Source organism: Bacillus nakamurai, from assembly GCF_001584325.1.
GTDB classification, from domain to species: Bacteria; Bacillota; Bacilli; order Bacillales; family Bacillaceae; genus Bacillus; species Bacillus nakamurai.
Genome location: NZ_LSAZ01000018.1, coordinates 38,986 through 57,168, shown reverse-complemented (window position 1 = coordinate 57,168; position 18,183 = coordinate 38,986). Strand labels below are relative to the sequence as shown.

Annotated in this window: 18 protein-coding genes; 15 read left to right on the top strand and 3 right to left on the bottom strand. The window is 47.4% G+C overall.

The features are described from left to right. Positions 1-492: 492 nt before the first annotated feature. Genes AXI59_RS10185 through AXI59_RS10175 form a run of 3 tightly spaced genes read left to right on the top strand, consistent with a single transcriptional unit; the run spans position 493 to position 2,997 of the window. On the top strand, positions 493-1,449 hold the full coding sequence (locus AXI59_RS10185; protein ID WP_061528101.1) for a metal ABC transporter substrate-binding protein: 957 nt from the start codon (positions 493-495) through the stop codon (positions 1,447-1,449). Positions 1,450-1,504: 55 nt separating this feature from the next. After that, positions 1,505-2,200: a metal ABC transporter ATP-binding protein gene (locus tag AXI59_RS10180; RefSeq protein ID WP_061519995.1), complete on the top strand. Its 696-nt coding sequence runs from the start codon at positions 1,505-1,507 to the stop codon at positions 2,198-2,200. Then, positions 2,158-2,997 (top strand): metal ABC transporter permease, encoded by an 840-nt coding sequence (locus AXI59_RS10175; RefSeq protein ID WP_061528100.1) that lies wholly within the window; start codon positions 2,158-2,160, stop codon positions 2,995-2,997. Before AXI59_RS10180 ends, AXI59_RS10175 begins: the two co-directional genes overlap by 43 nt. A gap of 55 nt (positions 2,998-3,052) precedes the next feature. Here AXI59_RS10175 and AXI59_RS10170 read toward each other — a convergent pair whose 3' ends face one another. After that, the gene (locus AXI59_RS10170) at positions 3,053-4,048 is read right to left on the bottom strand and encodes an LLM class flavin-dependent oxidoreductase (protein WP_061528099.1); all 996 of its coding nucleotides are present in this window, start codon (positions 4,046-4,048) and stop codon (positions 3,053-3,055) included. A gap of 278 nt (positions 4,049-4,326) precedes the next feature. On the opposite strand from AXI59_RS10170, the gene AXI59_RS10160 reads away from it, so the two are divergent. From AXI59_RS10160 to AXI59_RS10115, 10 genes are all read left to right on the top strand, one after another. Continuing rightward, complete coding sequence (locus AXI59_RS10160; RefSeq protein ID WP_061528098.1) at positions 4,327-4,926, top strand: TerD family protein; 600 nt, start codon at positions 4,327-4,329, stop codon at positions 4,924-4,926. 22 nt (positions 4,927-4,948) lie between these two features. Continuing rightward, positions 4,949-5,530, top strand: coding sequence for a TerD family protein (locus AXI59_RS10155; protein WP_061519990.1), 582 nt, complete (start codon positions 4,949-4,951; stop codon positions 5,528-5,530). Between the two features lie 32 nt (positions 5,531-5,562). Next, positions 5,563-6,141 carry a TerD family protein gene (locus AXI59_RS10150; protein ID WP_061519989.1) on the top strand — a complete coding sequence of 193 codons (579 nt, stop codon included), beginning with the start codon at positions 5,563-5,565 and terminating at the stop codon, positions 6,139-6,141. Positions 6,142-6,179: 38 nt separating this feature from the next. After that, on the top strand, positions 6,180-6,953 hold the full coding sequence (locus AXI59_RS10145; protein WP_061519988.1) for a TerC family protein: 774 nt from the start codon (positions 6,180-6,182) through the stop codon (positions 6,951-6,953). 73 nt (positions 6,954-7,026) lie between these two features. Next, positions 7,027-8,649 carry a YceG family protein gene (locus AXI59_RS10140; RefSeq protein ID WP_061519987.1) on the top strand — a complete coding sequence of 541 codons (1,623 nt, stop codon included), beginning with the start codon at positions 7,027-7,029 and terminating at the stop codon, positions 8,647-8,649. Between the two features lie 6 nt (positions 8,650-8,655). Beyond that, positions 8,656-9,747 (top strand): toxic anion resistance protein, encoded by a 1,092-nt coding sequence (locus AXI59_RS10135; RefSeq protein ID WP_061519986.1) that lies wholly within the window; start codon positions 8,656-8,658, stop codon positions 9,745-9,747. 116 nt (positions 9,748-9,863) lie between these two features. Further along, positions 9,864-11,069 carry an MFS transporter gene (locus AXI59_RS10130; protein WP_061528097.1) on the top strand — a complete coding sequence of 402 codons (1,206 nt, stop codon included), beginning with the start codon at positions 9,864-9,866 and terminating at the stop codon, positions 11,067-11,069. A 475-nt stretch (positions 11,070-11,544) separates the two neighbouring features. Further along, the gene (opuAA, locus tag AXI59_RS10125) at positions 11,545-12,801 is read left to right on the top strand and encodes a glycine/proline betaine ABC transporter ATP-binding protein OpuAA (RefSeq protein WP_061519984.1); all 1,257 of its coding nucleotides are present in this window, start codon (positions 11,545-11,547) and stop codon (positions 12,799-12,801) included. Beyond that, positions 12,802-13,650: a glycine/proline betaine ABC transporter permease subunit OpuAB gene (gene opuAB, locus AXI59_RS10120; RefSeq protein WP_061528096.1), complete on the top strand. Its 849-nt coding sequence runs from the start codon at positions 12,802-12,804 to the stop codon at positions 13,648-13,650. Next, a complete protein-coding gene (locus AXI59_RS10115) occupies positions 13,650-14,531 on the top strand; it encodes a glycine betaine ABC transporter substrate-binding protein (protein WP_061528095.1) in 882 nt (293 codons plus the stop codon). The genes opuAB and AXI59_RS10115 overlap by 1 nt, the downstream gene beginning before the upstream one ends. Positions 14,532-14,564: 33 nt before the next feature. Here the strand turns inward: AXI59_RS10115 and AXI59_RS10110 are convergent, their stop codons facing one another. After that, the gene (locus AXI59_RS10110) at positions 14,565-15,650 is read right to left on the bottom strand and encodes a M20 peptidase aminoacylase family protein (RefSeq protein ID WP_420806846.1); all 1,086 of its coding nucleotides are present in this window, start codon (positions 15,648-15,650) and stop codon (positions 14,565-14,567) included. 172 nt (positions 15,651-15,822) lie between these two features. On the opposite strand from AXI59_RS10110, the gene AXI59_RS10105 reads away from it, so the two are divergent. After that, complete coding sequence (locus AXI59_RS10105) at positions 15,823-17,256, top strand: YfcC family protein (RefSeq protein WP_061528093.1); 1,434 nt, start codon at positions 15,823-15,825, stop codon at positions 17,254-17,256. A 92-nt stretch (positions 17,257-17,348) separates the two neighbouring features. Further along, a complete protein-coding gene (locus AXI59_RS10100; protein WP_061528092.1) occupies positions 17,349-17,822 on the top strand; it encodes a DUF6773 family protein in 474 nt (157 codons plus the stop codon). 36 nt (positions 17,823-17,858) lie between these two features. Here AXI59_RS10100 and AXI59_RS20000 read toward each other — a convergent pair whose 3' ends face one another. After that, positions 17,859-18,047: a hypothetical protein gene (locus AXI59_RS20000; RefSeq protein WP_061519979.1), complete on the bottom strand. Its 189-nt coding sequence runs from the start codon at positions 18,045-18,047 to the stop codon at positions 17,859-17,861. Positions 18,048-18,183: the final 136 nt, after the last annotated feature.

Genomic DNA, 18,183 nt, shown 5'->3' with positions numbered 1-18,183 from the left:
TTCGAAGGAGATGATCCTCTTCGACAAGTTGGTCGAGAAGAACAAATTCGGCTGCGTTTTGAGAAGAATTTCTTGTGTGAAACATGAGAAAGACACCGTCCTTTTGAAGTCTTTTCTCTATTATAAAATGGAGGAATGGATATTTTAAGGGAAAAATAAAGGCTGTCGAGATTTTCTCGACAGCCTGAGAGAAGGGAAACCTTCTCTTTTTTTGTTTGGAAAGGGGAACAAAGGAAATAGTCTTTAAAAAAAAGGAGGAACACGTGATGGCGAATGACTGCCTCATTTCTTTTGTAACGGGGCGCTTCCTTTTGCTTTGGCGATGCCGAATTTAAATAAATTGAAGTTCACCCGGCAAATCTTCCCTTTTCAAAAAAATATCTTGCAAAGCGTAATTACTTCGTTTTATTATTGTAAAGGAAAGAAAAACGAACGTCGAATTACACTTTAAAAATCGTCATCATTCTGATTTGCGGAATAGGGGGATACATCATGTTTAAAAAATGGAGCGGCTTTATGATCATTGCGGCATGCTTTTTAGTCGTTGCGGCTTGCGGCAACTCATCGTCTAAAGGGTCATCAGGGTCTTCAGATAAAAAAAGCGGCAAACTGCACGTCGTGACGACATTTTATCCAATGTACGAATTCACGAAACAAATCGTAAAAGACAAAGGCGATGTAGACATGCTCATTCCGTCTTCGGTCGAACCCCATGATTGGGAGCCGACCCCGAAGGATATCGCGAGCATTCAAAACGCCGATCTCTTTGTTTATAACAGCACGTATATGGAAACGTGGGTTCCGTCAGCGGAAAAAAGCATGGGCACCGATCACGCGGCGTTTGTAAAGGCGTCAAAAGGCATTGATTTAATAGAAGGATCGGATGAAGAGGAAGAGGGGCACGGCCACGACCATAGCCATAGCATGGACCCTCACGTATGGCTCAGTCCGGTTCTGGCACAAAAAGAAGTCAAAAACATTACGGCGCAAATCGTCAAACAAGATCCGAAGAACAAGGCATACTATGAGAAAAATAGTGAAGAATATATTGCAAAACTGAAAGATCTTGATAAACTATACCGTACAACACTAAATAAAGCGGCGAAAAAAGAATTGATCACACAGCACGCGGCATTCGGCTACCTTGCCAAGGAATACGGTTTAAAACAGGTTGCGATTGCAGGCCTGTCTCCTGAAGAAGAACCGAGCGCAGCCAAATTAGCCGAGCTTAAAACGTTTGCGAAAAAGCATGATGTGAAGATCATTTATTTTGAAGAAGTCGCCTCGCCTAAAGTTGCAAATACACTTGCCGGTGAAATTGGCGCGAAAACGGAAGTGCTCAATACACTGGAAGGTTTAAGCCAAAAAGAACGGGATAAAGGCATAGGTTACATCGACATTATGGAGAAAAACCTTGATGCACTGAAAGATTCGCTATTGGTTAAATAAACATAGTGTGCGCCGCAGGGCGCACACTATTTCTATGCGGGAAAGGAAGGTCAGCATGAATCTCGTCTCATTAAAGGATATCGTTTTTGGTTATTCTCATACACCTGTACTGGACGGCGTGTCGCTGGACATCGAAAGCGGCGAATTCGTCGGCATTACAGGCCCGAACGGCGCGTCAAAATCGACGCTGATGAAAGTGATGCTCGGCATGCTGAGACCGTGGGAAGGCACGGCCGTGATCAGCAAAAAAAATGAAGCGGGCAAACGCCTGACAATCGGCTATGTTCCCCAGCAGATTTCTTCATTTAACGCGGGATTCCCGAGTACGGTCCTCGAGCTTGTGCAGTCAGGCCGCTATACGAAAGGAAAATGGTTTAAGCGTTTGAATGAAACGGATCATCATGAAGTAGAAAATGCGCTGAAAATGGTGGAAATGTGGGAGCTTCGCCACCGGAAAATCGGAGATCTCTCAGGAGGGCAGAAACAAAAGATCTGCATTGCGAGAATGCTTGCGAGCAATCCTGATCTGCTGATGCTTGATGAACCGACAACTGCGGTGGATTACGAAAGCAGACAGGGCTTCTACGAATTTATGCACCATCAGGTGAAAAACCACAATCGCACCGTCGTGATGGTGACACATGAACAAAATGAAGTACAGCAATACTTGGATAAAGTAATAAGACTTGAGAGGGGGGAAAAAGGCGGATGGAAATGTTTGACTTGGAATTCATGCGACGAGCTTTTCTAGCCGGAAGCATGATCGGCATTATCGCGCCGATATTAGGCGTATATCTCGTATTGAGAAGACAGGCGCTGATGGCGGATACGCTGTCACACATTTCATTGTCGGGGGTTGCCATCGGTTTTTTTCTCAGTACAAATATTACGGCGGCAAGTATCGTCATCGTCACCATCGGGGCGATTGGTATTGAATACATGCGGCGGGCATACCGTACATATTCAGAAGTGTCTATCGCAATCTTAATGGCGGCCGGCCTGTCATTTGCGATGTTTCTGATCAGCCTGTCAAAAGGCGGGTCGGCGATGAGCATAGACCAGTACTTATTCGGCTCGCTTGTGACGGTCAGCCAGCAGCAAGTGTATATCATCGGCGGCATTACCCTGTTGATTTTGCTCTATTTCATTATTTTAAACAGGCCGCTGTATCTGCTCACCTTTGATGAAGCGACCGCTAAGACGTCCGGCATTAATACGAACCTGCTTTCGATGTCATTCAGCATCGTGACGGGGCTTGCGATCTCGGTTATTATCCCGATTATTGGCGTCTTGCTTGTTTCTGCGCTGCTCGTATTGCCGGCAGCCTTTGCCATTCGTATCGCCAAAGGCTTTAAATGGGTGTTTGCGGCAGCGATTATCATTTCTCTGTTCAGTGTGTTCACGGGGCTGACCTCTTCCTACCAGCTCGGAACGCCTCCGGGACCTTCAATCACATTGCTGTTAATCATTCTGCTCTTGCTCGGATTTATGCTTCAAGGGATTTGGAATGTGATAAAAAAAGAAAAAGAACGAAAAAATCGCCGTTAATGCGGTGCAGCAGTTTGTCTGTCTCTGGAAACTGCTGCGCCGTTTTAACGGTTTTTTATAGAAATAACTTGGCAAGCCGTTTATACGTTTCTTTTTTCGCTTCAATATCAAAAACGTTGCACAGCACCATGATGTCTTCTGTGCCATATCGTTCGGCAAGCTCAAGCAGACGGCGTTTTACTGTCGCCGGCGAGCCGATCACCATCCGCTTCCTGTTTTCTTCTATTTGCTTACGGTCAGCCTGCGAATACGGATATGCTTTGGCTTCTTCAATATCCGGCACGCGGCTGTCCGTCCCCTTCCCGACGCGAAGCAGCCACAAATCCTGGCTTAATGCAAGCTCCTCGGCTTCCTCATCCGTGGCTGCGCAGATGACAAAAACGGCAAACAGCAAAGCGGGAGCGGCGAAATGGGCGGAGGCTCGAAAGCTGTCCCGATAGACCTGGCAGGCTTTCTCTCCGCGTTCCGGATTGATGAAATGGCCGAATACATAGCCCGCCCCCTGCTGAGCCGCGCGTCTGGCGCTGTTTTCTCCGAGGCCGAGCACCCACAGCTCCGGCGCCGTTTCAATAAGCGGCGCTGTTTTAATTCCTGAATAAGCGTGATCTGCCGGGATCGAATCTGTCAGAAAGTAAGACAAATCCTGAAGCTGCCTGTTGAACTCAGTCATGCTTTTCTTGACCCCGTCAGTCAGGGCAAGCCGGGTTTTTGTCGTGCCGCCCGGTGAGCGTCCGACTCCGAGATCAATCCGGTTCGGATACAGCGCCTCTAGCTGCCGGAACGTTTCCGCAACTTTATATGGGCTGTACTGCGGCAGAAGAACTCCTCCTGAGCCGACGCGGATTGATTTCGTGCAAGCCGCAATATGAGCCATCATAATTTCCGGCGCAACACTCGCCAGCCCTCTTGTGCTGTGATGTTCAGCAAACCAGTACCGCTTATAGCCCAAGCCTTCACTAAGGCGGGCGAGGTCTGCCGAATGCCGGAGCGTATCAGCAGGCCCGTTTCCTTTGGATACAGGCGCCTGATCAAGTATGCTTAATTCAATCACTTGACTGCCCCTTTCTCAAATTGTATTGATACAAGGATAGGAAAAATCATTCGCTGCCGTCAATTTCTTTGTCTGCCGTTTATTTTTTCCAGAACCAAGGCAAATATGGGTCGGTTTTTTTCGCGGTTTTTCGTCAAAATTTCTTTTGTTTTATGAAACTTTGCTATAATAAAAGACGTATATATAATTAAACTCCGGGATGCTTGTCCCGGAAAATCGTAATAAATGCGTACACGTAACGTGCTTATAGGCACCCTTATAGAATAGGAGTGGATCATATGGCGATCTCTTTAGAAAAAGGACAGCGGATTGATTTAACAAAAGGAAAAGCCGGCCTGTCAAAACTGTTGGTGGGACTTGGCTGGGACCCGGTCTCATCAGGCGGCGGTTTCTTTGGAAAGCTGTTCGGCGGAGGCGGTGCTGATATCGACTGTGACGCTTCAGTACTTATGCTTGAACATGATAAAATGACAGACAGTAAAAACGTCATCTATTTCGGCAACCTGAAAAGCCGCTGCGGCGGTGTCGTACATACCGGTGATAACCTGACGGGAGACGGTGACGGCGATGATGAACAAATTCTCGTAGATTTGGCGAAAGTGCCTGCACACATTAATAAGCTTGTCTTTGTCGTCAATATTTACGACTGTGTCAGAAGAAAACAGGACTTCGGAATGATTCAAAACGCGTTCATCCGCGTCGTTGACCAGGCCAACAGCGAAGAACTGGTCACTTATAATTTAAGAGATAACTATTCCGGGAGAACGAGCCTGATCGCGGCTGAAATCTACCGCCAGGACGGCGAATGGAAATTCGCAGCTGTAGGCGAAGGCACAAACGATACAAAAATAGGCGATATCGTCAACCGATACGCATAAACCAAATAAGGAGAGTGTGAACATGGCAATTTCATTGGCAAAAGGACAAAAAGTAGATTTGACAAAAACAAACCCGGGCCTTTCTAAAGTCGTTGTCGGCCTTGGCTGGGATACGAATAAATACGACGGCGGACACGATTTTGATTTAGATTCAAGCGTTTTTCTTTTAAATGCGGCAGGAAAATGCGCGTCGCCTGATGATTTTATTTTCTATAATCAGCTTGAAGGCGGAAACGGCTCTGTCGCACATTCAGGCGACAACCTGACAGGACAGGGCGAGGGCGATGATGAAAGCGTGAAAGTCAACTTGAGCGCGGTGCCGGCCGGCATTGACAGAATCTCATTCGTCATCACGATTCATGAAGCGGAGACGCGCGGCCAAAACTTCGGACAAGTGTCCAACGCGTTTGTGCGTATTGTAAATGAAGAAACAAATGAGGAGCTGATCCGCTACGATCTTGCTGAAGATTTTTCAATTGAAACTGCTATTATCGCAGGTGAGCTTTACAGACATAACGGCGAGTGGAAATTTTCAGCGATCGGCTCAGGCTACCAAGGCGGACTGGCCCGTATTGCGACAGACTACGGCCTGCAAATCGGTTAAAAGATACAAAACACAGAAGGGAGAGATGCAGCATGGCTATTCAATTGGCGAAAGGACAGCGTGTTGATCTGACAAAAACGAATCCGGGACTTACAAAAGCGGTGATCGGCTTAGGCTGGGATACGAATAAGTACTCCGGAGGGCATGATTTTGACCTTGACGCGTCGGCCTTTTTGGTCGATGCCAATGACAACTGTGTAAACGATCTTGATTTTGTTTTCTACAATAATCTGGAGCACCCGAGCGGCGGCGTCATCCATACGGGTGACAACCGGACGGGGGAAGGTGAAGGAGACGACGAGCAGATTATCGTTGACTTCTCTAAAGTACCCGCAAACATTGAAAAAATCGGCATCACCGTTACGATTCATGACGCGGAAGCGCGAAGCCAAAATTTTGGACAAGTCTCTAACGCGTTCGTACGCGTCGTTGATGAGGCCAATCAAAATGAACTGCTTCGTTTTGATTTAGGGGAGGACTTTTCCATCGAAACGGCTGTTGTCGTTTGTGAGCTGTACCGCCACGGCGCCGAGTGGAAGTTTAACGCCATCGGCAGCGGATTTTCCGGCGGTCTTGCATCGCTTTGCCGGAATTACGGCTTGCAGGTGTAATAAAGAAATTACCGTTTTTCTAAATAGGAGGAAAAAACTTGGATTTTCTACATCATATTATGTCGACCTACGCTTCCTTTTTTGATTGGAAGATGTGGGGTGAGGTGCTGACTGACCCTGTATCGTGGGGCTTGATCGGTTCCTTGGTTCTTTTAGAAGGCCTGCTGTCGGCCGACAACGCGTTAGTGCTTGCGGTTATGGTAAGGCATCTGCCTGAAAAACAGCGGAAAAAAGCATTAACGTACGGATTGTTCGGGGCATATCTTTTCCGTTTCATCTTTATCGGGATCGGCATGCTGCTCATTAAGTTCTGGTGGATTAAAGTGCTTGGCGCGCTGTACCTGGCTTGGCTCGTCATTAAGCATTTCTGGATCGGAGAAGGGGACGACAATACGGAAGGCATGAAGAAGAATTCATGGATGGTCCGCACGTTCGGGATTTTCTGGGCCACTGTCATTTCAGTGGAATTAATGGATCTTGCTTTCTCTGTAGACAGCATTTTGGCCGCGTTTGCGGTATCGGAAAAAGTATGGGTGCTCTTGATCGGCGGTATGCTCGGCATTCTCATGATGCGTACAGTCGCAAAAGTATTCCTCGTCTTAATTGATAAGATTCCTGAGCTTGAGAACACGGCTTTTGTGTTAATCGGGATTATTGCCGTAAAAATGGCGGGGAGCGCCTTTGGTTATGAAATGCCGCACGCTTTGTTCTTCCTGATTATTATCGCTGCGTTTGTGGTGACTTTTATTATTCACTATTTCAACAAACAAAAGCAGGTTCAGGAGCAAACGGCTGCATCCAAAGAAGAATAAAACAAAAAAGGAGGGAGAGTTCATTTCCTTCCTTTTTTGTACCGGTAATGACAGAGCGGAAAGGAGGAAGATGATGAAGCAAGAAGAATTGGCGATCTATAAGGCCGAGCTGGAAAACGATGACTGGGAAAGCATCCTGTTTCAAACGCTGCCGGAGCGCCCCGCGTATGAACGGGAAAACGGACTCGCCTTTACACGGCTCGCCGGCCGGATTTTGGGCACCCCTTTTGATGAGACGGAGTATTACAATAAGCTTTACGAGCTGTCGGCTCATGAAAACATCCATATTTTAAGCGAAACGCTTGATAAAACGATCGCGCCGGAAACGTTTCAGGCGCTTCAAAACATCCATATGATCAATCAAAAAGAAAAAGGGCTTTCCGTATCCCGGTTTGTTGCGTTTCTTGACGGGGCCCGGCTGCTGGCGAAACATACCCATCCCCTTATGCACCGCCGCCTGAGAACTGCATTCATGACACTTTTAGAAACCTTTGCAAGCCGGCATGAAAAGGGCCTGAACGATCCCGATTTCCGCCGGGTGCTTTTAGATGTGTCAAAGTTTTCGCTGAACCACCTGAATCCTTGGCTCGAACAGGCCGATATAGAGCGTGAGATGCCGAAGGTGGTGTGGTATGGAGACGCGACGAAAAGCCAGCTCTATTTTCTCTATTATGTCATGCTGATCGGCTGTGATGTGCTTTTGTTTCATCCGGCGGCAGAGGATCAGTTCAGCATCATTGACCCTGATCATGAGCTCACCTTCACGATCAGGCTTCCCGCTGTAAACGGCCTCCAGCCTTTTCCGAAAGAAAAGCCGGACAGGACATCCACGGTTGCCTATCGGTCGACGAAAGAAATTGAGCATGTGCTGAATCATGAAGAATCCATGATGTATAAGCCGTGGCAGTTCAGAGAACACACTCCGCAGTCGGTGACATTAAAAACAACATATGATGAATTATTTCTCATCGCGAAGGAGCGGGCGTTCATCCGTCCCCAATTTAAGGCGGACAGAGATAAGGTAGTGATTCCGAACCTTTTTGCCAAAGTGATGGGTGTCTCAAAAGATACGAAAGAATACTGGAGCCGGCTTCATACCGTCGCGGATTATCAGGAAACTCACATGATCCGCCGGTTTCCGTTTACAGAAGAACTCAAATCCAATTATCAATATCATTACAGCCAGGTTCTGAATCAAGAAGGAGCCATTGACGCGGACAAGCTTAAAAACAGCAACATCTGGCAGTATAAGCATCTGCCGTCAGGCGTGCAGACCGCCATCGCCAATGTGATGTCTGACATGTGCAGAAATCCCGGGCTGAAGGCGCTGCCGCAGGAGCAGAAAAAGGATGTCAGCATTTATTTGTTCCGCCAAGCGGCAAACCTTCCCGCTTCATTGCTGCAATTGATCCAAACGTTTGATTACGCGCAGACCGTCCCGAAGCTGCTTCTGTATCATACGGAACACGGCGGTGAATTGACGCGTTCGGACGCGGCCGCTCTTTTGTTTTTAAATGAATTCGGCGTTGACATCATCCTGTATAATCCGCCCGGTCATCAAGACATTGAGCATTTTATAGAAGAGAGCCAATATGACATCCACTGGCTGGAGGACATGGTGTTTCAGCAGGAATATAAGGAGCCGTCACTTGTAAGGAAGCTGTTTAGAACCATTACGCAAAAGCAGGGAGAGTAAATAAACATGACGACAGATAACCAAAATCCGCTTGTTCTTGATAAAACGGAAGAGATTTCTGAACAAAAAGCTGACGATATCAGACTGCAGCTGCGCCAAGATCCAGAGGTGCAGCGCATAGCGCAGCAAATTGACGTGAAAAACCAAATGGAGCTGCTCGAGTACGGGAAAGAACCCGCTGTTGAAATCTCGAAGTTTTCCGACCGCATCTTAAATATGATGAAAACCACAAGCGTCACGGATTCTGGCACAATGCTGACGCAGCTTGGAAAAATCATGGACCGTTTTGACAAAAATGATTTCGACGAGCCGAAAGGATTTTTGGCTAAGATGTTCAAACGCGGAAACAGCATGATTGAAAAAATCTTTCAAAAATACCGCACCCTTGGCGGAGAAATTGAAAAGATCCACGTTGAAATTTCGAAATACAAAGATGAAATGGCAAAAACGAATCAGACGCTTGATGAGATGTATGAAAACAACATTAACTATTACATGGCGCTTGAAAAGTATGTCGTTGCCGGCCAAATGAAGCTTGAGGAAATGCAGGCGCTCATCCCTTCCTATGAAGAAAAAGCGGCGGGAGGCAACCAGCTTGCGCAAATGCAGCTCGATACGCTGCGCAACGGGCTTCAGGCGCTTGAAGAACGCGTATATGATTTAGACATGGCGCGGATGGTGGCGCTGCAAACCGCCCCGCAAATCCGTCTGCTTCAGCGCGGGAATACGAAGCTGATCGGGAAAATTAACTCCGCTTTCGTCATCACGATTCCGATCTTTAAAAACGGCATTATTCAAGCCGTCACCGTAAAACGCCAAAAGCTTGTGGCTGATTCAATGAGCGAGCTGGACCGCCGGACGAATGAAATGCTGAAACGCAATGCGGAAAATATCTCCAGCCAAAGCGTTGAGATTGCCCGGATGGCCGGCCGCCCGAGCATTGATATTGAAACGATTGAATCTTCATGGAATACAATCGTCAGCGGCATGCAGGAAACAAAACAAATTGAGGAAGAAAACAAACGCCTCAGAGAAGACGGCGCGAAACGGATTCTCCAGCTTCAGGATAATATTAAAAACGCCGTATTAAAGAATTAAACGGCACCCCGCTCGCCTTGCGCAAGCGGGTTTTTTTGCGTGAAAAAATATAATGACAATGTGTAAAGACAGGTGTAAACTTAGACGGTAATCATTTTCGATTTGAGGTGTTGAATATGAAAAAACAACCTCCTGTTTCTCCGCGCAAGCTTCTTGCGATTGCCGGAATGGGCTGGCTGTTTGACGCTATGGATGTCGGAATTTTATCGTTTATTATCGCGGCGCTTCACGCCGATTGGAATTTATCGCCGGAACAAATGAAATGGATCGGCAGCGTCAATTCCATCGGGATGGCGGCGGGCGCCTTTTTATTCGGAATACTGGCCGACAGGATCGGCCGGAAAAAAGTGTTCATGATCACGCTGTTATTGTTTTCTGTCGGGAGCGGCATTTCCGCATTTGCGACGGGGTTAACGGCCTTTCTCATCCTGCGCTTTCTGATCGGCATGGGCCTTGGCGGAGAGCTTCCGGTAGCTTCGACGCTTGTGTCGGAAGCGTCTGCTCCTGAGAAACGGGGAAGGATCATCGTGCTGCTTGAAAGCTTTTGGGCGGCCGGCTGGCTGCTTGCCGCTCTCATTTCTTACTTCGTAATCCCGGCGTTCGGCTGGCAGACCGCGCTTCTTATTACGGCGCTTGCGGCATTTTACGCGCTTTATTTGCGGAAAAGCCTCCCGGAATCGCCGGCGAATCAGCCATTATCGGCGCAAAAGAAAAGCGTGAGGGCACAAGTCAAAAGTGTCTGGGCGAAACAATATGTGCGGCCGACGGCGATGCTGTCTATCGTGTGGTTTTGCGTCGTGTTCTCTTATTACGGCATGTTTTTGTGGCTTCCGAGCGTCATGCTGATGAAAGGCTTCAGCATGATTGAAAGCTTCGAATATGTGCTGCTGATGACACTCGCCCAGCTTCCGGGGTATTTCTCAGCTGCGTGGCTGATTGAAAAAGCGGGGCGGAAAAGCATTTTAATTATTTATTTGCTGGGAACGGCAGGCAGCGCTTATTTCTTCGGCGCGGCGGACTCATTGGGAATGCTGCTGGCGGCCGGCATGCTGTTGTCCTTCTTTAACCTCGGCGCGTGGGGTGTGCTCTATGCCTACACACCTGAGCAATATCCGGCGCCGATCCGGGCGACCGGTTCGGGCACAACGGCGGCCGTCGGCAGAATCGGCGGCATCTTCGGTCCGCTTCTCGTCGGATCGCTTGCAGCCCGGAACGTCTCGTTTACTGCCATTTTCACCGTCTTTTGCGCGGCGATTCTGATCGCAGTCATCTGCATTCTCGTCCTTGGAAAAGAAACGAAACAGACAGAGCTTGCGGACTGAGCACCCTTTTTGGGTGCTTTTTTTATGTGGCTTCTCTTTCTTCTTCCCCATCAGAGATGCTGAGCATATTAATATGAAAGAATTTGTTGAATGAAGATGGTTCTATTTGGAAACAAAAGTCGCGAATGATGCCCGGCTTTTGTTGTTTGTCCTAATCTTTTCTAATACATTCCTTTTTTTCTGAGGCCCTTATAGGACAATATCGCGAAAAAATTCTTTTATTTGTAAAAAAAGGCTGGGGATTCAGTTGCCGGCACATTCGGAGAAAGCGTTCTCAAGACTGATAAAAGCTCAATTTTCCCCATAATTTATATTAATTAAGGAGGATTAGAGAGTATTTAGAAGCATGCCAGAGGAAAATAAGTCACAGGGATGTTTTTAAAGTAATGATACAAAATAGAAGGGATTATGCTGTTTGTTTGACTTGTTACAAACATGTTACGGTATTAAAGATTGCTTATTATGGAGGGAAAATATGAATTCGGATGAGAAACCAATTAAGATAAAAGTCGAAAATGTATCTAAGGTATTTGGGAAACAGACAAAAAAAGCCATTCAGATGCTGTCCAACGGAAAGAATAAAAAAGAGATCCTGAAAGCAACCGGATCAACCGTTGGTGTCAATCAAGCAAACTTTGATGTTTATGATGGGGAGATATTTGTCATCATGGGTCTATCGGGGAGCGGTAAATCAACTTTAGTGCGGCTGTTAAACCGGCTTATTGAACCGACTGCCGGGAATATCTATATTGATGGTGACATGATAACAAATATGTCAAAAGACCAGCTCCGGGAAGTGCGCCGGAAAAAAATCAGCATGGTCTTTCAAAAATTTGCGCTGTTTCCGCACAGAACGATTCTTGAAAATACGGAATACGGCCTGGAGCTTCAAGGCGTTGACAAAAAAGAGCGTGAGCAAAAAGCCCTTGACTCGCTTAAGCTTGTCGGCCTTGAAGGATTTGAACATCAATATCCGGATCAGCTCAGCGGAGGAATGCAGCAGCGTGTCGGCCTTGCACGTGCGCTGACGAACGATCCTGACATTCTTCTGATGGATGAAGCCTTCAGTGCGCTTGATCCGCTGATCCGTAAAGATATGCAGGATGAGCTGCTCGATCTTCATGACTCTGTCGGCAAAACGATCATCTTCATCACGCATGACCTCGATGAAGCATTGCGGATCGGTGACAGAATCGTGCTGATGAAAGACGGTAACATCGTTCAGATCGGGACACCGGAAGAAATTCTGATGAGCCCGTCCAATGAATATGTTGAAAAATTCGTTGAAGACGTTGATTTATCGAAAGTCCTGACAGCGGGCCATATCATGAAGCGCGCTGAAACCGTGCGGATTGACAAAGGGCCTCGCGTAGCGCTCCAGCTCATGAAGAACTTGGGTATTTCTTCTATTTACGCCGTTGATAAGCAAAAGCAGCTTCTCGGCGTCATTCATGCGGCGGATGCGAAAAAAGCGGTCGAATCCGATTTATCGCTGCAGGATATTTTAAACACAGAATTCACGACAGTGCACGAAAGCACATACTTGACGGAGATTTTCGACGTTGTGTCTGACGCGAACATTCCGATCGCCGTTACGGACGATAAAGAGCGCATGAAAGGCATTGTCGTAAAAGGTGCATTAATCGGCGCGCTTTCAGGCAATAACGATTATATCAATGTTGAAGATTCTGCTGAACAAGCACAGGATTCTTCTGTTCAGGGGGTGAAGTAAATGGACAGATTGCCTAGAATTCCTTTAGCAGATATCGTTGACCGGTTTGTTGACTGGCTTACCATGACGTTCGGAGGTTTCTTTGACGGAATCTCAAACGGCTTAGCCGCTTTTGTAAACGCGATTGTGAGCGGTTTGGGTTATATCCCGTCTATTTTATTAACTGTTATTTTTGCAGCTCTCGCTTGGTGGATCAGTACGAGAGGAATTGCACTCTTTACATTAATCGGATTCCTTGTCATTGATTATTTAGGGTACTGGTCACCGATGCTGCAAACATTGGCGCTTGTTGTGACCTCCGTTTTGATTTCAATTATTATCGGGGTTCCGATCGGGGTGTGGGCGTCTCAAAAAGAAACGGTCCGCCGAATTGTCACACCGATTTTAGACTTAATGCAGACCATGCCTGCTTTCGTATACCTATTGCCTGCGATTTTCTTCTTTAATATCGGGGTTGTGCCCGGAGTCGTAGCATCTGTTATTTTCGCGATGCCTCCGACAATCCGCATGACTGTGCTCGGTATTAAACAGGTTCCGGCTGATCTGATTGAAGCGACGGAAGCGTTCGGTTCAACGACGTCCCAGCGTTTGTTTAAAGTTCAGCTGCCGCTTGCTACAAAAACGATTCTTGCCGGAATTAACCAAAGCATCATGCTGGCGTTATCAATGGTTGTTATCGCGGCCATGGTCGGTGCGCCGGGGCTCGGTTCTGAAGTATACAGCGCCGTGACACAATTGAAAACCGGTGTCGGAGTAGAAGCGGGTATCGCGATCGTTATCGTCGCGATTACGCTTGACCGTATTACGCAAAACATTAAAGTGAAGAAAAAGAGCAGGGGGAATGCCTGATGCTTAAGAAAATCATCGGTGTCGGCGTTACCGCTGCCCTGGCTCTTTCCCTGGCTGCCTGCGGTTCGCAGACTGATGGTCAAGCAACGGCTGCGGCCCAGGTCAACAAGACCATTATCGGTATTGATCCGGGTTCAGGCATCATGGCTTTGACAGATGAAGCTGTGAAGGACTACGGATTAAAAGACTGGAATGTCATCTCAGCGTCAAGTGCCGCAATGACGGCGACATTAAAAAAATCATATGACCGGAAAAAACCGATCATCGTGACGGGCTGGACGCCGCACTGGATGTTCTCCAGATACAAGCTGAAATTCCTCGATGACCCGAAAAAAACGTACGGTACTGCCGAACAGATTCATACGATTACAAGAACGGGCTTCAGCAAGGAACAGCCGAACGCGGCAAAAGTTCTGAGCCAGTTTAATTGGACGCAGGACGATATGGGAGAAGTCATGATCGCCGTTGAAGAAGGCGAAAAACCGGCTAAAGCGGCCGCTGATTTTGTGAAAAAACATAAGGATCAAGTGGCTCAATGGACAAAAGGCGCTCATAAGGTGAAGGGCGATAAAATCAACCTTGCCTATGTGGCTTGGGACAGTGAGATCGCGAGTACGAATGTAGTCGGAAAAGTGTTTCAAGACCTTGGCTATGACGTGAAGCTGACCCAAGTTGAAGCAGGCCCGATGTGGACTGCGATCGCTACGGGCAGTGCGGATGCATCCCTATCTGCATGGCTTCCGAATACCCATAAAGCCTATGCAGCCAAATACAAAGGGAAATTTGATGATGTAGGAACAAGTTTGACAGGCGTGAAGATGGGCCTGGTCGTTCCTCAATATATGAAAAACGTCAATTCAATAGAAGATCTGAAGAAGTAAGAAAAAAGCAGCCCTGATGACGGGCTGCTTTTTTTATGTATCAAACGATGTAAGCACAGCGGCCGTTAAAATCTCAACGCCGGTATATATGGCGCTTCGATCAAACGTCATGTGCGGGTGATGAAGACCGGGCTGAAGCCCGCAGCCCAGGCCAAGCATAGTGGTTTTGAGATTTGGGACCTTGACGCCGTAGAAGTGGAAATCCTCGCCTCCGGTTGTCACGAGCGGTTCATCCAGATTTTCTTCACCGAGAATGTCACGGATCGCTGAGGCCATGACGGCTTCCGCTTGCTTGTTTCGTGAAGCCGCCGGGAGGCTGTGCTCTTTTTGCAGTTCAATTTTCGCCCCAAAAGCGGCGGCCGCGGCCTCGCAGGCTCTTTCTGTTTCTTCGGTCAGCTTTTCCATTGCGGCATTTGTCTGGGCGCGCAGGTCAAGGCTGAAGGATGCTTTTCCGGGAATGATGTTGGAGCTGTCCCCCCCGGCTTGGAGCTTTGTCATCTTGACGGAATGGGGGATAGCCGGATCAATATGAATGAAGCTGAGCTTTTGGACCAAAAGCGCTGCAATTTCAATACTATTAATGCCGAGATGCGGTCTCGCGCCGTGTGCTTCCTCTCCTATAATCAGCCCTTCGATATGCTGGCTGGAACCGTGCAGAATGGAAGGGGCGCAGCGGCCGTTCGCCGTTTCCTGTATGGGGCGCACGTGCACGCCGTATAAGAAATCAACGTCATCAAGCACGCCTTCTTCGATCATTTTCAGCGCGCCGCCGCCTTTTTCTTCGGCCGGCTGAAAAATAAAGCGGATTGTGCCCTTCGGAAGCTGCGGCTGTTTTTGCAAAAGCATCAGCGTGCCGAGCGCCATCGTCATATGTGAATCATGCCCGCAGGAATGGTTTGCCTGAAAGGTGCCGTCCACCTCCTGCCAAAGCGCGTCGATATCCGCCCGAACCGCCACGACGGGGGAGCCTTCTCCAATTTCGCCGACGACCCCTGTGCAATCAGAAAAAGTGCGAATCCGGCAGCCAGCCTTTTTCAATCTTTCTGCCAGAAACTCAGTTGTTTTATACTCCTTCCAGCTCACTTCAGGATGGGCGTGCAGATGATCGAAAATATCCATAATTGTCTGTTTCTCATTGTCTGTGAGTCTGTCCAAGCCATTTGTCCTCCTTCAAAAGCTGTTTCATTTCTTTATTTTTTTATATTGAAACAAGATATAGGTCTGTTTATAATATAGCACATATCTGTATTTTCTGAATAGTTTATAAATTTAAAACAGGATGGTGATACATATGACTGTGCCGAAGGCTGAACCTGTATTGAAAAAGAGAAAAACATTTACCATGCCGGATGCCTATGTTTTGCTGTTTATTGTCGCTTTGTTATGCGCGGTTGCGTCGTATGTCGTTCCGGCGGGGGAATTTGACAGGGTGACAAAGGCCGGCGTGACGTCCGCGGTGCTGGGAAGCTATCATTCGCTTGACCAATCTCCGGTCAGCCCGATCGGTTTTTTTACCGCTATTCAAGAAGGAATGACAAGCTCGGCGCCCATTATCTTTTTAATTCTGTTTACCGGAGGCACCATTGCGATTTTAGAAAAAACGGGGGCCATTAATGGCTTGATCAATAATGTCATCAGTACGTTCCGCACAAAACAGCTGTTATTTATCGCTATCGTCGGCGCCTTATTTTCAATTCTCGGCACGACAGGAATCGTTGTGAATTCGGTGATCGGCTTTATTCCAATCGGTCTGATTGTCGCCCGTTCGCTGAAATGGGACGCCATGGCCGGCGCGGCCGTCATTTATATCGGCTGCTATGCTGGATTTAATGCTACGATTTTATCTCCTTCGCCGCTTGGTTTGTCACAAAGTATTGCCGAGCTGCCGCTATTTTCAGGCATCGGATTGCGTGTGGCGATCTACATATGTTTTTTGCTTTCCTCTATTTTATATATTTATCGGTATACTGGAAAATTGAAGAAATCAAAGGATGCCAGTTTATTGGGAAGCAATTGGTTTCCGGCATCGGCCCCCGCTCCGCAGGCTTCTGAATCGGAGGACAAGCCTGTCCTGTTTACTGTTCGCCATAAGCTCATTTTGGCTGTTTCCGCCCTGTCGCTTGCCGGATTTTTATACGGCGCCCTTACATTCGGCTGGTCTGATTCGGAGATGGCCGCCGTGTTTATTTTTATGTCTATCGCTTCGGGGCTGATAGGGGGAATGGCGGCAAACGATATAGCAAAAACGTTTATCACGGGCTGTCAGGGCCTGGTATACGGGGCGCTGATCGTCGGAATGGCGAGAAGCATTTCCGTTATTTTGGAAAGCGGAAAACTGCTTGATACGGTTGTCAATGGGCTTGCGTCTCTTTTACACGGCTTCAGCCCGATGGCCGGCGCGATCGGAATGTATGTCGCCAGCGCCCTGCTTCATTTTCTCATTTCATCTGGGTCGGGAGAGGCTGTTGTGTTTATTCCGATATTGGCTCCGCTCGCTGATTTGATGGGAATTACTAGACAGGTCGCGGTTGAAGCGGTGATGCTAGGGGAAGGAGTTGTGAACTGTGTGAACCCGACATCGGGCGTCCTGATGGCGGTGCTGGCGGCAAGCGGCATTCCATACGTGAAGTGGCTCCGCTTCATGGTACCGCTCGCGCTGATTTGGTTTGTCATCGGCCTTGTGTTCATCTGCATAGGCGTTTTGATCAAATGGGGGCCTTATTAAAGAACATTTTGCTGAGGATATCAGTTTATCATTATGAACTGGCGAGATATAATGAGAGGTGTAAGCCATTCCTAAAAGTACGGGAGGAAGTCATGAATAATCAGCGTAACAGACTTTCAAGCGTGAATGGAAAGAGTGAGAGTGTGAAAGAGAAAGAACGAATTATCTGGTCAGAAGTCGGAATGCTTATAGGCACCCTGTCTTTGCTCGACATCATCGTACGCGGACTTGTGTTAGATTGTCCGTTTAGAGAATGGGCCGGAAGCTTGGCGGTTTTCTTCATTATCATCGTTTATTATTGCATCAGAGCAGCTGCATCGGGGATTTTGCTGCCGGTTATTCATTCTGAAGAAACATTTAAAAAACAAATCAGACGGCAAATGGGGGAAACGCTGGCCGTTTCCGTGATCATTACGCTGATTACTATGTATGACCAAGGAATCCCGCATCACTTTACAGGATGGCTGAAATTGATCGCTTTGTTTCTCGTATGCAGCATCTTTATTTTCCTGCTCCGTTATGTTGCAGTAAGGCTGATTTATAGAAGATCTCGCAAAAAAAGCTGAAAAAACCCTGCTTGCTTTCAAGCAGGGACTGGCTTTTTACCCCTGCACTTCGTAGGCGGCATCAAAATATGGCAGAGCACAAGCAAGCTGATGAAGATGAAAAAACAAAGTAATCAGCGGCCTTCCGGCATATAACGTGAGAGGCACGAAAAGAATGAGAAGGTACATGATCAGAAGATTAACCAGAAAAGCCGCCATCTGTTCACCAATATTTTCATCATACATCAGCCTTTATTCTCCCTTCGTATTGAAAAAGGACAACAGTCTGCATGTCATAGTCTTATTTCCTTATTTTCCTTCCAGCCGATTATCTTAAAAAATAAAACTTTTCTCTTGCAATATTTTGTGAAATACTGCACAA

Coding starts and splice junctions, on each gene's coding strand:
- AXI59_RS10185 (WP_061528101.1), top strand. CDS start 493: ATGTTTAAAAAATGGAGCGGCTTTATGATCATTGCGGCATGCTTTTTA.
- AXI59_RS10180 (WP_061519995.1), top strand. CDS start 1,505: ATGAATCTCGTCTCATTAAAGGATATCGTTTTTGGTTATTCTCATACA.
- AXI59_RS10175 (WP_061528100.1), top strand. CDS start 2,158: ATGGAAATGTTTGACTTGGAATTCATGCGACGAGCTTTTCTAGCCGGA.
- AXI59_RS10160 (WP_061528098.1), top strand. CDS start 4,327: ATGGCGATCTCTTTAGAAAAAGGACAGCGGATTGATTTAACAAAAGGA.
- AXI59_RS10155 (WP_061519990.1), top strand. CDS start 4,949: ATGGCAATTTCATTGGCAAAAGGACAAAAAGTAGATTTGACAAAAACA.
- AXI59_RS10150 (WP_061519989.1), top strand. CDS start 5,563: ATGGCTATTCAATTGGCGAAAGGACAGCGTGTTGATCTGACAAAAACG.
- AXI59_RS10140 (WP_061519987.1), top strand. CDS start 7,027: ATGAAGCAAGAAGAATTGGCGATCTATAAGGCCGAGCTGGAAAACGAT.
- AXI59_RS10135 (WP_061519986.1), top strand. CDS start 8,656: ATGACGACAGATAACCAAAATCCGCTTGTTCTTGATAAAACGGAAGAG.
- AXI59_RS10130 (WP_061528097.1), top strand. CDS start 9,864: ATGAAAAAACAACCTCCTGTTTCTCCGCGCAAGCTTCTTGCGATTGCC.
- opuAA (WP_061519984.1), top strand. CDS start 11,545: ATGAATTCGGATGAGAAACCAATTAAGATAAAAGTCGAAAATGTATCT.
- opuAB (WP_061528096.1), top strand. CDS start 12,802: ATGGACAGATTGCCTAGAATTCCTTTAGCAGATATCGTTGACCGGTTT.
- AXI59_RS10115 (WP_061528095.1), top strand. CDS start 13,650: ATGCTTAAGAAAATCATCGGTGTCGGCGTTACCGCTGCCCTGGCTCTT.
- AXI59_RS10110 (WP_420806846.1), bottom strand. CDS start 15,650: ATGGATATTTTCGATCATCTGCACGCCCATCCTGAAGTGAGCTGGAAG.
- AXI59_RS10105 (WP_061528093.1), top strand. CDS start 15,823: ATGACTGTGCCGAAGGCTGAACCTGTATTGAAAAAGAGAAAAACATTT.
- AXI59_RS10100 (WP_061528092.1), top strand. CDS start 17,349: ATGAATAATCAGCGTAACAGACTTTCAAGCGTGAATGGAAAGAGTGAG.
- AXI59_RS20000 (WP_061519979.1), bottom strand. CDS start 18,047: ATGTATGATGAAAATATTGGTGAACAGATGGCGGCTTTTCTGGTTAAT.